Annotated in this window: 18 protein-coding genes and 3 pseudogenes; 10 read left to right on the top strand and 11 right to left on the bottom strand. The window is 57.3% G+C overall.

Features of this window, described 5'->3' with window-relative positions:
* Positions 1 to 3: 3 nt before the first annotated feature.
* Complete coding sequence (locus GCN75_RS24855; RefSeq protein ID WP_152284772.1) at positions 4 to 246, bottom strand: Imm32 family immunity protein; 243 nt, start codon at positions 244 to 246, stop codon at positions 4 to 6.
* Positions 243 to 1,001 (bottom strand): hypothetical protein, encoded by a 759-nt coding sequence (locus tag GCN75_RS24850; protein WP_152284771.1) that lies wholly within the window; start codon positions 999 to 1,001, stop codon positions 243 to 245. Before GCN75_RS24850 ends, GCN75_RS24855 begins: the two co-directional genes overlap by 4 nt.
* Before the next feature lie 305 nt (positions 1,002 to 1,306).
* Between GCN75_RS24850 and GCN75_RS24845 the strand changes: the two genes are divergently transcribed.
* Positions 1,307 to 1,549: a hypothetical protein gene (locus tag GCN75_RS24845; RefSeq protein WP_152284770.1), complete on the top strand. Its 243-nt coding sequence runs from the start codon at positions 1,307 to 1,309 to the stop codon at positions 1,547 to 1,549.
* Positions 1,550 to 1,812: 263 nt separating this feature from the next.
* Here GCN75_RS24845 and GCN75_RS24840 read toward each other — a convergent pair whose 3' ends face one another.
* The 5 genes and pseudogenes from GCN75_RS24840 to GCN75_RS30025 all read right to left on the bottom strand — a co-directional run.
* Positions 1,813 to 2,115, bottom strand: coding sequence for an HNH endonuclease (locus GCN75_RS24840; RefSeq protein WP_152284769.1), 303 nt, complete (start codon positions 2,113 to 2,115; stop codon positions 1,813 to 1,815).
* Positions 2,116 to 2,401: 286 nt separating this feature from the next.
* A complete protein-coding gene (locus GCN75_RS24835) occupies positions 2,402 to 2,614 on the bottom strand; it encodes a hypothetical protein (protein ID WP_152284768.1) in 213 nt (70 codons plus the stop codon).
* A 112-nt stretch (positions 2,615 to 2,726) separates the two neighbouring features.
* Positions 2,727 to 2,861 (bottom strand): hypothetical protein, encoded by a 135-nt coding sequence (locus tag GCN75_RS29875; protein ID WP_264372567.1) that lies wholly within the window; start codon positions 2,859 to 2,861, stop codon positions 2,727 to 2,729.
* A complete protein-coding gene (locus tag GCN75_RS24830) occupies positions 2,858 to 3,460 on the bottom strand; it encodes a hypothetical protein (protein WP_152284767.1) in 603 nt (200 codons plus the stop codon). The genes GCN75_RS29875 and GCN75_RS24830 overlap by 4 nt, the downstream gene beginning before the upstream one ends.
* 305 nt (positions 3,461 to 3,765) lie before the next feature.
* Positions 3,766 to 3,975, bottom strand: a pseudogene (locus GCN75_RS30025) (site-specific integrase); the annotation flags it as partial.
* 39 nt (positions 3,976 to 4,014) lie between these two features.
* Here GCN75_RS30025 and GCN75_RS30020 point away from each other — a divergent pair.
* The 5 genes and pseudogenes from GCN75_RS30020 to GCN75_RS29935 form a co-directional block, all read left to right on the top strand.
* Entirely contained in the window at positions 4,015 to 5,061 is a 1,047-nt protein-coding gene (locus tag GCN75_RS30020) for a lysis system i-spanin subunit Rz (protein WP_264372566.1), read from the top strand.
* Positions 5,045 to 5,533, top strand: a complete 489-nt coding sequence (locus tag GCN75_RS24810) for a phage tail protein (protein ID WP_152284765.1) — start codon at positions 5,045 to 5,047, stop codon at positions 5,531 to 5,533. The genes GCN75_RS30020 and GCN75_RS24810 overlap by 17 nt, the downstream gene beginning before the upstream one ends.
* The gene (locus GCN75_RS24805) at positions 5,530 to 5,985 is read left to right on the top strand and encodes a phage virion morphogenesis protein (protein ID WP_152284764.1); all 456 of its coding nucleotides are present in this window, start codon (positions 5,530 to 5,532) and stop codon (positions 5,983 to 5,985) included. The genes GCN75_RS24810 and GCN75_RS24805 overlap by 4 nt, the downstream gene beginning before the upstream one ends.
* Positions 5,986 to 6,155: 170 nt before the next feature.
* Complete coding sequence (locus GCN75_RS24800) at positions 6,156 to 6,731, top strand: hypothetical protein (protein WP_152284763.1); 576 nt, start codon at positions 6,156 to 6,158, stop codon at positions 6,729 to 6,731.
* Between the two features lie 162 nt (positions 6,732 to 6,893).
* Positions 6,894 to 7,562: pseudogene (locus GCN75_RS29935) on the top strand (phage baseplate assembly protein V); the annotation flags it as partial.
* Between the two features lie 27 nt (positions 7,563 to 7,589).
* On the opposite strand, the pseudogene GCN75_RS29685 reads toward GCN75_RS29935, so the two are convergent.
* Positions 7,590 to 7,811 (bottom strand): annotated as a pseudogene (locus GCN75_RS29685) (GPO family capsid scaffolding protein); the annotation flags it as partial.
* A 136-nt stretch (positions 7,812 to 7,947) separates the two neighbouring features.
* On the opposite strand from GCN75_RS29685, the gene GCN75_RS24790 reads away from it, so the two are divergent.
* From GCN75_RS24790 to GCN75_RS24780, 3 genes are read left to right on the top strand one after another with little or no spacing between them, the layout of a single operon-like run.
* Entirely contained in the window at positions 7,948 to 9,759 is a 1,812-nt protein-coding gene (locus GCN75_RS24790; RefSeq protein ID WP_152284761.1) for a terminase ATPase subunit family protein, read from the top strand.
* On the top strand, positions 9,756 to 10,811 hold the full coding sequence (locus GCN75_RS24785) for a phage portal protein (RefSeq protein WP_226941556.1): 1,056 nt from the start codon (positions 9,756 to 9,758) through the stop codon (positions 10,809 to 10,811). Before GCN75_RS24790 ends, GCN75_RS24785 begins: the two co-directional genes overlap by 4 nt.
* On the top strand, positions 10,808 to 11,023 hold the full coding sequence (locus GCN75_RS24780) for a hypothetical protein (protein WP_152284759.1): 216 nt from the start codon (positions 10,808 to 10,810) through the stop codon (positions 11,021 to 11,023). Before GCN75_RS24785 ends, GCN75_RS24780 begins: the two co-directional genes overlap by 4 nt.
* A gap of 461 nt (positions 11,024 to 11,484) precedes the next feature.
* On the opposite strand, the gene GCN75_RS24775 is transcribed toward GCN75_RS24780, so the two are convergent.
* Positions 11,485 to 11,844: a helix-turn-helix domain-containing protein gene (locus GCN75_RS24775; protein WP_152284758.1), complete on the bottom strand. Its 360-nt coding sequence runs from the start codon at positions 11,842 to 11,844 to the stop codon at positions 11,485 to 11,487.
* A 320-nt stretch (positions 11,845 to 12,164) separates the two neighbouring features.
* Positions 12,165 to 12,626: a hypothetical protein gene (locus GCN75_RS24770; protein WP_152284757.1), complete on the bottom strand. Its 462-nt coding sequence runs from the start codon at positions 12,624 to 12,626 to the stop codon at positions 12,165 to 12,167.
* A gap of 225 nt (positions 12,627 to 12,851) precedes the next feature.
* On the opposite strand from GCN75_RS24770, the gene GCN75_RS24765 reads away from it, so the two are divergent.
* The gene (locus tag GCN75_RS24765; RefSeq protein WP_152284756.1) at positions 12,852 to 13,967 is read left to right on the top strand and encodes a RelA/SpoT domain-containing protein; all 1,116 of its coding nucleotides are present in this window, start codon (positions 12,852 to 12,854) and stop codon (positions 13,965 to 13,967) included.
* Here the strand turns inward: GCN75_RS24765 and GCN75_RS29680 are convergent.
* Positions 13,933 to 14,148, bottom strand: a 216-nt coding sequence (locus tag GCN75_RS29680; RefSeq protein WP_226941555.1) for a hypothetical protein, incomplete at its 5' end; no start/stop codon positions are given. The genes GCN75_RS24765 and GCN75_RS29680 overlap by 35 nt on opposite strands.

Below are 14,148 nucleotides of genomic sequence, written 5' to 3'. Positions count from 1 at the left end.
GTTTCAGGTGGACACGAGCACCAGGTCGGGAAAGTCGTCTTGCCAGCCTGGCCACGCATCCTGCAGGTGCGCGTGCATGCCGGCCCGGTCTTGCGCCTGCTCAAACGTGTCCGCGCTGGCCAGCAGAAAATGGGCGATGGCGCGCAGGGTGGCCGGGTCGGCCTGTATCGTCACGTCGGAGCAGGGCAGGGGACGTTCGGCGGCCTCGTCCTGCAGATAGCAGTGCAACGATAAATGTGTGCTCATGGATGTCGGTTGTTGATATAGGCGCCCAGCATGGCGTGGGTGTTCAGTGCCGCGCGGGCGGCGTCCAGTTCTTCGGCAGGCAGGTACCAGAAGGTCAAGCCGGCATGGTCTTCGCAGTGGCCATACGCGTGCATCGCGTCGCGCAGCGCTTGCCGGCGCTCGGGCGGCAGCGCATCGAGTCTGGTTTGCGTGAAACCGTTGATGGGATATACATCGCGCAGGTGCGAATCTAGCAGCCCGCGCCGCTTGATGGCAGCCCAGTTATTTGCGGGGCAAGGAGTGCCAAAGGTCATCGGATGGGCCTCATCGATCTGCCGGTAGCCGAGTGCGTAGCCGGTGCCATAGCCCTGCGTTTCAGCGTAGCAGTACACATATTCGCAATGCTCAAACAGGCCGGGTATGGCCCGGGCACCGTCGAACAACGGCATCAGCGCAAGCTTGCTGGCGCGTATGGACAGAACCAGCTCCGAGCCCGATGAATACATGGCCTGCGCGTCGCAGTTGACGGCCTCGTCAGCTTCGTCGGGCGGCACGAGACGCGGCGAAAGCAGTCCGATGCCGTCGGTCTCTGGCGCGAACAGCATCTTCTCGTAATTTCGCTGTGAGTACTTGACGATCTTGCCGCGCTTGTTGCCGTAGCGCTCGACGGGTTCGCCGATGTGTGCGAACCAGGCGAACAGCTGGGCGCTGGCCGCGGCGGCAATGAAGGGGGTATTTTTCTTGAGTTCGCCTACCAGAAAGTGATATTGGTCCATGTGTCGCCAGGGTGAATGGGGAGCGCGCATGATGCCATGCGTGAAATCCTGTGGCTAGCGCGCACGCGGGGAATCGTGCTGGCCACGATGTGAGGTGGACGTGCGGCAAGCAATGCGGGACGGCAGGGCAGGAAAAAAGCACGACAGGACGGCGCAATGGCCGGGTTGAAGCGTATGATGGAAGCACGGATGTGGTTGCCGCAAGGCAGTGCGACCGGCATGGGAACGCCGTGCCGGCGGGATGTCTTGCCGGATTTTTCGTGGTTTTGGCAGCACTTTGGCAGCACCAACGACGAGGAGACATCATGGACAAACCCGAATTCATCCTGGCCGCCAAGGCCATGGAAACCCTTGAGATGTATCAAACGTTTTACGGTAACTCCAGCGAATACCAGGCACACCAGCAGGAAGTCCTGAAACTGCTGCGCCACAAGGGCGCCTCCCTGCTGGTGTCCGACCATGGCCCGGCCAAGTTCTTGCTGGCATTTGCCGATGCGCTGGAAGCGGCGGGGCAGCCGGGCGAGTATGTGCCGTTGAGCAGGCGGTAGGAGGCAGAGGCTGGCGCTGTTTGACGGCGCCAGAGAGCGGCGACCTGACAAATCGCTCCCGCAATGCTTTTGCCGCTGCGCAGGTTAAAACCGAAGTGGCACACGTACCCGTCTCGATCGAGGCTGCAGGAGATATTCTCCTTGTTTCGCTCACGATAGCCTTTATCCAGGCTGCAGCCGGGAGCCATGAAGGGCTGCTTCGGGGGATTGGGCGGAGCCAATTAGCGCTCTGAATCGCCTCCTGTAGCTTGAGACCGCGATTCTCAGCGCGGGAATTTATACCGTACCAGCAGCGAAGGTCCTTTGCCGCCTGGGGGAGTCAGCAGTATCTCGTCACCCGGCTTCATCTCCTCATACATCACCGTGCAACAGGTCGGCATCGAGTGGCCGCGCGCGGGATAAATGCCTACGTCAGTGTGCAGGGCCGCAGCGCGTACGTCCACGCTGGTCTTGCCCGCCTTTTCTTCTTCTTGCAGCAGCTTGCGCAGTGCGGTGACGAAGTCCCCTTTGCTGAGTCTTGCAGGTGCCTGGGTGGTTTGCGGGCGAGCGGTTGTGTCGTTTTTCATGGCGGTTTTCTTCAGTGTATACATTCCGCCACTATATCATTGGGTCCTAATGTTGCAGTCAGCCTAGCGAGGGTCAGGTCTGCCATTCGGACACGGCCTGAACGGCTGATGTTGTCGTTTGGAAAAACCGCCTGCGGCGCAAAACCTAGTCAGAGGAATCGGAGAGGGTTGCGCTTGCAAGCAAAATCCTCGCGTCCGTACCGGATGTGGGTGCGCTGCCCGCGTTCTGCATACATGGAATAAATTAAAAAGGGCCTCCCCGCCAAAACAGGGAAGCCCTTTTTATTTATTCGGTGGTGGAGACGGCGGGAATCGAACCTACCGTAAACTGAGAATTTTTAGGCATCTTGAAGGTTTTGCTGGCAAAATGCAGACAATCAACCTGCCAATTGCGGTAGCCGGTTTCGGCCATACGTCGATCACGCGCCCGTAACGCTGAGAGATCATGCCAAAATTTTAAGATTGCCCGGTGTGCGGCTATGCGCAGCTCGCGATACATGACATTTTCAGTGAAAAATAAGTTGCCTGTATTGCATCTATTTGTGTTCGTCGCTACGGACGTAAAAAAGCCGGGAAATCCCGGCTTTAGTTGAACCACGATGTATAGCGTGTCAGAGAACCCATGAAAGGTAGGCAACCACCAATGCTGCGGCCACAGAAACGACGCCCATCATGCCCGAAAGGATCTTTCCAGCGCGCACGCGCATAGCTACATCCGTTTCTAACTTTGCGATTAAGCTGCTCATTTTGTTTCCTTTAAGCAATTTTTCCCGCCACTTTTGGCGTTAGTGTTAGCGAGACACTTTTCAATGCGATCAATTATAGCCTGTTTGTCCGCTACCGTCTTCTTCTGTGCTTCTACTTTGATTTTTTCGTTTGCTGCCTCTTGGTCAGTCAGCGTTGCGTGAGTAGCGGAGTAGGTCACGCTCACAAGTATCAATGCTGCGAGTGACATAACAAAAATGCGTTTGTCAGGAATATGGGGATTCGGAGGAGTGTACCCTGCCGGAAGGTCGAGGGAGTTGAGACCGACGGCAACCACCGATATCACAATCAAAAAGATGTGAAGGCCGAAGGCGATCCATATAAAGTCTTTCCCAACTGCGACAGTTGAGACGCCCAGAAGAGCGATGAGGTCAGAGCACGTAGCAGCAGCCATGCCCATCACAGCCCATAAGAGCTCTCCCTTACCAATTGATTTGATTACATTGTTAGATGCTAGCGGCGCCGTCGAGCGGGGAAATCCAAAAGCCCAAAGAAAGAATACTGGACTGGCCACAGGGATAAGGATATTGATCGCCCACCAGCCAAAGGTTGGCAACCATTTAATATTCGTAAATTCCAAGATAACTTTCGGCAACTATGATGTGAAACCCATATCATGCGTGGCACCTTACGCATTGTCAAATGCGCATTTGTCCAACTTAAGATTACGCCGAAGAGGCCATAGTTGTGATAAATACTATGACCAAGCAGGCGCATCGTCTGAACGGATGCGGCGTCCCTGGCGCCATCACTGACTGGTCGTACATAACAGAGCGCCGTCTGTATCCGAGAAGTGGATGATTGCCAGGTGTGCTGTGGGGCGTTTTCGACACATCAGTCGAGATAGGCAATGATGAGTGAAGCTCTATCTACAGGGCTAATTGGTTAAATGCCGAAAACACTTTCTGCTTTTGAACCCGCAGTCTGATCTGCATCCGGCATCCATCTTCCATACACCCTTGCAATCATCGTTCAGTCCGCATGCCCCATCTGTTTTGCAACCCACATAGGGTGCTCACCGGCTGAAAGCATCATGCTGGCATAGGTATGCCGCGTCTGATATGGGTTGCGATACCGCACCCCAGCGTTTTGCAGGACGCCAGTCCATAGTGTCTTACGGATTGGCTGGCCACCATGGAAAATCCCCTGATCGTGCGCACCATCGACGCCATCCTGCGTGCCGAAGGCGGCTACGTGAACGACCCGGCCGACAAAGGCGGCGAAACCAACTTCGGCATCACTGTGGCCGTGGCGCGCGCTAACGGCTACACGGGGCCGATGCGCGACCTGCCCGAGGCCTTGGCACGCGCCATCTACACGGTGCGCTACATCACGGAACCGAAGTTCGACCAAGTGCTGGCCATCCATGCCGGCATCGGCGCCGAAGTGATCGACACGGGCGTGAACATGGGGCCACACCGCGCGGCCGAGTTCCTGCAGCGCTGGCTGAACGGTTTCAACGACACGGGCGCGCGCTACCCCGCCCTGTTCGTCGACGGCCGCCTGGGCGCGCAGTCGCTGGGCGCCCTTAGTACCTTCCTGACATGGTGCCGCCGTGCTGCTGCGCGCCTTGAATGGCCTGCAGGCGGCGCGCTACCTGGACATCACCGAGGCCAACAAGAGCCAGCGCCATTTTCTGTGCGGCTGGATCAAGGAACGGGTGGCCATGTGACCGCGACCACCTGGCGCCCGCTGGTCGCCATTCTCCTGTGCGGCGCCCTGGCGGGCTGGACGGCGCAGGGCTGGCGCAAGGACGCCAGCATCGCCGTGCTGCAGCGGGCGGCGACTATCCAAACAGCCACCGCCGCCACCGAGCTGGCCCGGGCCACCACACGCGTGCTCACCCTGGAGCGCGCCGCCGGCGCTGCCCTGGCGCATCGCGCCGACCACTTCACCCAGGAGCAAACCCATGCGAAAACAGAGCGTGATCGTTTTAACGATGACGTGCGCAGCGGCGCTGTGCGCCTGTCAATCCCCGTCGCCAGCGGCCAGTGCGCCGCAATTACAGATCCCACCACTACCGCAGGCCATCGGATTGAAGCGCGCGCCGAACTTGACCCAGCGACTGCGGCAGCTCTTGACGCCATTGCCGGCGACGGCGACGACGCCATCCGGAAACTGAACGCCTGCATCAACGCCTACAATACCGTGCGAGACACCTACCATGTACAAACCGAATAGCCTGCGCCAGCACCTGGCCGCCGCCATCCCCGACCTGCAGCGCGACCCCGACCGCCTGCTGGTCTTCGCCGACGAGGGCAACGTGGCGGCGTCGGCCACCGCCTCCCTCTCCTTCGAATACCGCTTCAAGCTCAACCTGATCGTGACCGACTACGCGGGCGACGCCGACGCCATCATGGTGGCCCTGATCGCCTGGCTGAAAGTCCACCAGCTCGACCTGATGGCCAACGAAGAAACCCGCAAGCACGGCATCGCCTTCGAGGTGGACTTCAACAACCATGAAACGGTGGATATTTCCATCAAGCTGGACCTGACCGAACGCGTGGCCGTCAAGACCGGCGAGGCGGGCCGCCTCGACATCAAGCACCTGGCCGAGATACAGCATATGCCAGCCTATGCGGACGAGTTCTGGAAGCTATATGCCGGCGAGACCCTATTGGCCGAATGGCGCACACCAGAGGCCACGCCATGAGCGACGACCTGCATGCGCTGGAAACCTGGGCCGGCGCCCTGCTGGCCAAGCTGCAGCCGGCCCAGCGCCGCGCCATCAATCACAAGGTGGCCATCGACCTGCGCCGCAGCCAGGCACAGCGCATCAAGGCACAGCAGGGACCGGATGGCACGGCCTACCCCGCGCGCAAGCGGCGCAAGGAATTCAAGGAAAAGAATGGCCGCATTAAACGGCAGAAGGCGGCGATGTTCGCCAAGATTCGTACGGCCAAACATTTGAAGGTGAAGGCGACCGGCGACCAGATCGAGGTCGGGTTCTTTGGGTGGGTGGCGCGCGTGGCGCGGGTGCATCAGTTTGGCCAACAAGACCGCGTGTCAAAGAATGGGCACATATACAAGTACCCGGAGCGGCCGCTGTTGGGAATGAGAAACGCGGATCGGACATCGATCCGCGAATCCTTGCTCGGTTCGTAAAATAATGAATCGTGATTCAACTCTTAATGATATTAGTTGCCAAATGAGTTAGAGTGCGAGATACACTGATTAGTATCCATAACGGGCCAGAATACAAGTCGGCGCTCAGTTAAACAAGATTTTTCTACTTTTCCCATTCGTCATTAAATCCATTCATACTTGGAGCAACAATGCGTCATCTTCTTTCTGCCACTCTTCTTGTCTTTCCGCTCTTAGTCAATGCACAAGACCCAGCTGATGCAACCAAGGCACAGCCAGCAACGAAGCTAGAGTCATTTTCAGCGCGGACTGGTATTGTCATCGTAAAAGGCTACTCGACTATAGGCGTCGTCAATGGTCTGGGGCGTGTGTCGATCGATGTTCGAGAGTTCCGGGACGCAAGCAATCCTAAATCAGCCCAGTACGGTGTTTCATTCGAAGTCAAGGAGTCTGGGAGACTTGAGCGTGAAAACACTTCATTCATCGACGAGGATGAAATCGACTCACTTATTCGCGGCTTGGATTACATCAGTAAGATTGAACGCAACGTCACCACACTAGGTAACTTTGAAGCCCAATACAAAACGAAAGGTGACTTGTCTATGACCGTTTTTTCCGGAAGTGGTGGAGAGATAAGTCTTGCAGTATCGAGTGGTCGAATTGGGAAGGCCTCGGCATACCTCAAGCTTGCCGATGCTGAAAAGATTCGTACTTTTCTAAGCGAAGCAAAATCAGTCATTTCAAAAGCGAAGGCGGCTGGGAAATAGATCCTTGTCAGCCTGTTATTCTAAATTTCGATCTGTGGCAACAGTTAAACTCTGACTTAGTCTCCAAAAGGAAGTCTAATGTGGAGTGACTTATATTTTTCATAGTCAATAAACCGCATATCAACCCGCCCCCGCGTGCATCCGCACGCGGACTTCGGCAACATGCACTGCATGAACGCCGACCAGTCCGACCTGCTCCGCTTGCTGCAAAACCTGATCCGCCTGGGCACCATCGCCGAGGTCAAAGGGGCCAAGGCGCGCGTGCGGCTCGGGCCGACACTCACCACCGAATGGCTGAAATGGGCCACCCGGCGCGCCGGTGGCACGCGCACCTGGTCGGCACCCACCGTCGGCGAACAAGTGATCGTCTTTTCCCCTGGCGGCGACCTGACGCGCGGCATCATCCTGCCCGCTCTGTACTCGCAGGCGTTTGACGCACCCGAGTCCAGCCCGACCATCCACACCACGCATTACCCTGATGGCGCCGTGCTGCAGTACGACCATGCGGCCCACGCCCTGACGGCCACCAGCGCACGCGCCTATGGCGACCAGCAACTGGCCAAGCACTTGGCTGCTGCCGATCCGCATTCGCAATACAGTAAAAAAGAAGTGGCAACACTGCCGAAGTTCAACGAGTCGCGCCAGCTGGCCAACACCGAGTTTGTGCAGCAGGCACAAGGGAGCATGGTGAAATACGTTGGCGTGAATGCCGACGGGCGAGGTGTTAAAGCTGCATCGGAAAGCAGCATCGAAATCACCTTCATGTATCGCGGCACCAGGTGCAGGGAAAGGATCGCGCTCAAGCCCACCTCCGCTAATCTGAAACGGGCCGAGAACCACCGGGCGGCGATCCTGCATGCCATCGCCACCAACAGCTTTGACTACACGGCCAATCACGTCGCCGTAGGCCTTGAATTGGCTGTCGGGCAGGATGCCGCGGATGTGCTCGAGCCAGATGCGCGCGCCGTAGGTTTTCGGGTTGTAGCTGGCGGCCAGCTGCTCGATGGTGGCGCGGTCGATGTTGCGGCCGTCCGTGGTGGCGCCTTCGGTGGCGACGCGGAAGAATTGGGATTTAGCCATGGTGGTGGGTCTCGGTTGATCGGATAACGCCATGGTCAACGTCTTGGCCCGGCGATTCAATGCGGGGCGGGTTGCTATGGGCTATAGCGACTTTTGCCTTTCCCCGTTCCGCGCGCGCGCGGCCTACGCTGGCGGCATGCTGACAATCGAGAAAACAAGCGAACAAACGGCGGACGAAAAAATCGCCGAACTGGCCGTGCCCGAATCCGAGCCACGACGCGCCGCGCGCGCCTTGTACTGGAAGGGCTGGCGCATTTCGTCCATCGCCCGCCACTTGGGGATCAAGCGCAGCACGATCAATAGCTGGAAGGCACGCGACGAATGGGACAAGGCGCAGGCCATCGAGCACGTGGAAGCGGCGGCCGAACTGCGCCTGGTGAAGCTGATCGAAAAAGAGGTCAAGAGCGGCAGCGACTACAAGGAAATCGATCTGCTGATGCGCGCAATCGTGCAGGCGGCGCGCGTGCGCCGCTACGAGCAGCCGGGCGGCAACGAAGTGGATCTCAACCCGAAGCTGGCGAACCGCAATGCCGGCCCAAAGAAGAAGCCGACGCGCAACGATTTCAGCGAAGAACAGAAAATCCAGCTGCTCGACGCCTTCCAGGACTCGCTCTTCGATTATCAAAAGGTCTGGTATCGCAACGGCGACCAGCGCACGCGCGCCATCCTCAAGTCGCGCCAGATCGGCGCCACGTGGTACTTCGCGCGCGAGGCGCTGGCCGACGCCATGGAAACGGGCCGCAACCAGATTTTCCTGTCCGCGTCGAAGTCGCAAGCCCACGTCTTCAAGCAATACATCGTGCAATTCGCCCGCGAGGCGGCCGGCATCGACCTGACGGGCGACCCTATCGTGCTGCCGAACGGCGCCCACCTGTATTTCCTGGGCACCAATGCGCGCACGGCGCAGGGCTACCACGGCAATTTTTATTTCGATGAATTTTTCTGGACGCAGAATTTCCAGGAGTTGAACAAGGTGGCCTCGGGCATGGCCATCCACAAAAAATGGCGCAAGACGTATTTCTCCACGCCATCATCGACCACGCACCAAGCCTACCCATTCTGGACAGGCGAGCTGTTCAACAAGCGCCGCGCCAAGGCCGAGCAATTCAACATCGATGTCAGCCACCAGCGCCTGGCGTCCGGCTACACGGGCGAAGACAAGATATGGCGCCAGATCGTCACCATCCTCGACGCCGAGCGCGGCGGCTGCAACCTGTTCGACATCGACGAGCTGCGCAACTTCGAATACAGCCCCGACCAGTTTGAAAACCTGTTGATGTGCAACTTTATCGACGACTCGGCCAGCGTCTTTCCCTTGAACGAGCTGCAGCGCTGCATGGTCGATTCCTGGGTGGAATGGGAAGACTACAAGCCACTGCTGGGCTTGCGCCCCTTCGGCAACCGGCCCGTGTGGATTGGCTACGACCCGGCCTTGAACGGCGACAGCGCCGGCTGCGTTGTGCTGGCGCCGCCCATGACGGCCGGCGGCAAGTTCCGCATCCTCGAGCGCCACCAGTGGCGAGGCCAGGATTTCAAGGACCATGCCGAGGCCATCCGCCAGATGACCCAGCGCTACAACGTCGAATACATCGGCATCGACACGACTGGCATGGGCATCGGCGTGCTGCCTATCGTGCGCGGCTTCTTCCCGGCCGTCACGGCCATCAACTATTCGCCGGAAGTCAAGACGCGCATGGTGCTGAAAGCCAAAAACATTATCAGCAAGGGCCGGCTGGAATTTGACGCCGGCTGGATCGACATCGCGCAATCGTTCATGGCAATCCGCAAGACCCTCACGCCCAGCGGGCGGCACGTCACCTACGTGGCCGGGCGTAGCGATGAGACGGGCCACGCCGACCTGGCATGGGCCTGCATGCACGCGCTCGATCACGAACCATTCGAAGGCAGTACCGACAACAACCAATCCATCATGGAGATTTACTCTTGAGCAAAGCACGACATCAGCGCGCCCGCGCGCGCTCCGCACCAGGCCCTACCACGGCGCCGCCGCCGGAGGCCGCCGGCATCCAGGCGTTTTCCTTCGGCGACCCCACGCCCGTGCTCGAGCACGGCGATATTCTCGACTGCTTCGAATGCTGGAAGAACGGCGAGTGGTACGAGCCGCCCATCAACCTGGCCGGCCTGGCCAAGTCCTTCAATGCCGGCGTGCACCATTCCAGCGCCATCCACTTCAAGGCCAACGTGCTGGCATCCACGCTGATGCCCAGTAAATACCTGTCGCGCGACGCCTTCAAACGCCTGGCGCTCGACTTCCTGACGTTTGGCAACTGCTATCTGGAAGACCGGCCCAGCCGTAGCGGGCGCCCGTTGACGTACGCGCATGCGCTGGCCAAGTACATGCGGCGCGGCATCGACTGGGACACGTATTTCTTCGTCACCAATCACGGCACGGCGCATCAGTTCGAAAAGGGGGGCGTGTTCCACCTGATGGAACCAGACGTCAACCAGGAGCTGTACGGCGTGCCGCAATACCTGAGCGCGCTGCAGTCGGCCTGGCTCAACGAGGCGGCCACCTTGTTCCGCCGCAAGTACTACAAGAACGGCAGTCATGCCGGTTTCGTCTTCTACATGACGGATGCGGCCGCCAACACCCAGGACGTGGACAACCTGCGTCAGGCCATGCGCGATAGCAAGGGGCCAGGCAACTTCCGCAACCTGTTCATGTATGCGCCGAACGGCAAGAAGGACGGCATCCAGATTCTGCCCGTGTCGGACGTGGCCGCCAAGGACGAGTTTTTCAACATCAAGAGCGTGACGCGCGACGACCAGCTGGCTGCCCACCGCGTGCCGCCCCAGTTGATGGGCATCCTGCCGAATAATGCCGGCGGCTTCGGCGCCGTGGAACCGGCCGCGCGCGTCTTCGCCCGCAACGAGCTGGTGCCGCTGCAGTCGCAGTTCATGGCGATCAACGAGTGGGCGGGCGTGGAAGTGGTGAAGTTCGCCCCGTATGAGCTGGCCAAGGCGGAGGGCGCGCAATGAGCGATCACGTCGACAACACGGACAAAATCATCTTCGCCGAAGTGGCGCGCGGCCTGGCCGCTGTCCGCGGACGGCCCGCCCTGGTGGCGCACGGCGCCTGCCACTACTGTGACGAGCCGCTGGCGCCCGGCCTGCCGTTCTGCAACGTGGACTGCCGCGACGATTACGAGAAGGAGCAAGCGGCGAAGGCTCGCGCCGGCCGCCCAGGATGACCGGACGCCGCGCTAGCCGGCAGAGCCGGGCCGTGACGGCCCAGCCGCGCCAACGCGCCCCAGGCCCCCCACAGGCCGCCCACGAGGCGGCTTTTTCACGTCCCGACGATTGATGTTGCTCTAGAAGCAAGGAAAAAGCCCATTTCGGCCCGGCGCGCGCAGTTGTCCCCCCTCCACACCTGCCCGCTATATAGGGGTCTTTTGACTCAAATTTGCATCATGGCCGCAGTTGCATAAGGACTGATGCTATGTGGTAAAAAAGCCGTATCAATTTTGACGCGTTTTGACGCACTTTTGAGTCGTTTTCTTATCAATGTCTTCCTAGGCTAGGAAGGGGAGTTTAAAGCGCTGCTACTGGCTTTTCCTGGCTCGCGATCAGCGATTAAGTGATTGCGGTTCGTCACTAAGTTTTCAACAGACTTTAAGTTTCTGAGGGTCTGCTTCCGCTTTACACCAGCCGGTCATTCCCTTGAAATTTTTCGTAAAGCATTGCTAACTGTTGCTTGTGTAAATCCAATTCTGCGAGCAATCTCGGACTGAGAAAATCCATCCTGCTTCAATTTTTTTATCAGGGTGTCCCGTTCAGCCCTATCCATCGTGTTCGGATCGAATGCGGTCATCTCAATGAATCCGCCGTCTAGTCGCTTTCTAATGACTTCCACGGTACCACTACCGTTCCCGCGATTGATCGTCACGATCAAAAAACCTTCCGCGTATTCGATGCTAAATTTATCGTAACGCTTAACCTTTTGGACACCAAGGTTCATGAACAGCGCCTGAATTGGTGAAGGAGTCTTTTGAACAACATTATCGTTTGGCATGAGTTTTCCTTTGATGTGAAAACTCAGTTTACATCGTTTTCTATGTAAATTGGTTGCCGCGCAAAAAAAATTTTCTACTAAACCATGCGAACGGCGGCATCCCCATATCGCCGCGCACTTTTGGCTGCATGGGAAGCAGGTAGTCGCCCTATACCTTATCCAGCCTTGGGCACACTGGAAAGAATAAGTGGATAGCCAGCCCTGAGGGGGGCGAAGTGCAGTTAATGGTTTGTGTGCAGTTAAGGATGCCTCGTCCTTCACGACACGGTCCAGCATTGGCCGGGCAGCCGTATGGCTGAGGAGCAATTGAGCGTCGGACCTCAGTTGCTGCTCTTCACCAAACCATCACGGCTGATCCACACTCCGTCGCAGAGATAGGCGTCCTCGCCGTCCTCACCAGCAGTTGCTTCGTATATATGGAGCATCTCATCGCGTTTCGACTGCTTCAAATATGGTGCTATTTTCGGCTCCGACAGCTCTGCGGTCTTGCCTGCGCGCCGCGTTAGATCGACATGACGGACCCATTTAAGACCGTCAGTGTCATCGATGGTGTAGGTGACCTCGCTCAGACAATTTAGAACCTTCGAGCGGCATTTCCAGCGCTGCCATGTCACTTCAGTGATAACGCCGTCTATGTAGGTGGCATTAAGGCTATCGGCGTGCAGCAGCACTTCGACCTGGTCGTTCGCGCCGAGGTCCTCTCTTGGGCAAAGCATTGGATACGGTTTTCCGTTTTGGGAGAGTCGGACGTATGCGATGCGTTTCAGCGGTGTTTTTGACATATGTGATCGTAAAGTATTTCAGTTAGAAATGGGTTTCTTGCAATATTGGGATTATCACACACCTCCTTCTGCCGGAATCGATCAGCGGGTTCCCAATGCATCAGCCCGTGTCCGAATGGCAGACCTGACCCTCGCGCCTCGCAAGAAAGCTTTCGCAATCTCCCTCCTTCTGACCAAGTAAGCATCTTAGTGGTGTATAGTTGTGTTTTTTGCTAGAAAGTGAATATGGCCTGGATAACTCCAAAATACACTGTCCAGCAGGTCAATGCGGCTGGCAAAATGCTGGTTCTATGTGAAGAAGATGACTACTTTCACAATCATATTGACGAGTATTTGGAGGCGTTGGAGGCTATTAATAACTTTAGGGCGTCACATGCTTTTCCGCTCAATACGTTGCAGATCAATCTCCGTTCGGTGGCCCGCCGGTTTGGTGGGGATGCGCTAATAGCACAGCGGATCAAGCGTATGGCTTCCATCAGTCAAAAGCTTGTCGTCAGGTCGACGATGAAGCTGTCGCAGATGCAGGACCTCGGTGGCTGTAGGGCGATTGTTCATAACATAGCAACTGTTAAGCGCATTGAGGATTACTACTTGAGCACAAGTGGCATTAAGCACTCTCTGGCGTCGCACGATGACTATATTTTGTGCCCAAAGGCATCGGGTTACCGTGGTATTCATTTGATCTATCGTTACTATTCCGATAAGAATGAGGACTACAACGGGATGAAGATCGAACTACAGGTTCGTTCTCGTTATCAGCATGCTTGGGCAACCGCTGTTGAGACTGTCGGAATGTTCTCGGGGCAGGCGCTGAAGTCAAGTCTTGGAAGTGCCGAGTGGCAGCGTTTTTTTTCGCTGATGGGGTCCGCGATTGCACTTCGTGAGGGTGGGCAAATTGTTCCAGGTACACCCGCTGACCGGACTGAGTTGATTGCTGAGTTATCTTACCTTGCTGGTCATTTGCAGGTGGAAAGTCGCCTTACTGAGTTCAATCGAGCGGTGCATGCAATGTCGAACGGTGATGATATTAATGCCTTTTATTATTTACTTCAGCTCGATCCAGAGCGTGGGACCTTGATGGTCACTGGTTACGCTGAGAAGCAGAAAGATGCTGCGTCCGTGGCTTATATGGAAGCTGAGGAGCGAGGCAAAACTAAGCCTGGAAACGACGCTGTGCTTGTCTCGGTTGAGTCTGTGGGGTCTCTGGCGAAGGCGTATCCGAACTACTTTGCCGACACCCGTGTGTTCCTGTCGCTACTTAGGCAGTCACTTAGCGGAAAGACGCGCGGTATCAAAGTCGCTGATGTTAAGCTTCAGCAATTTTCGCTGTTTGGTGATTAGACTTGGTTTGTTCGTTTGCTGGCAGGATTGACTGGGCCAGATCGACCTGCCCTCTGTAGTGGTTTAATGTACCCGGACACTGATTTAGGCGAGAATGCTCGCCATGGAGAGGTGTTTGATGAGCAAGCAAAGACGCACGTTTTCCCCTGAGTTCAAACAGCAGGCAGCATGCCTGGTGCTG

It is taken from the genome of Janthinobacterium violaceinigrum (genome assembly GCF_009208555.1).
In the GTDB taxonomy this organism is placed as follows: domain Bacteria; phylum Pseudomonadota; class Gammaproteobacteria; order Burkholderiales; family Burkholderiaceae_D; genus Janthinobacterium; species Janthinobacterium violaceinigrum.
This window is presented reverse-complemented; position numbering and strand designations above follow the sequence as displayed.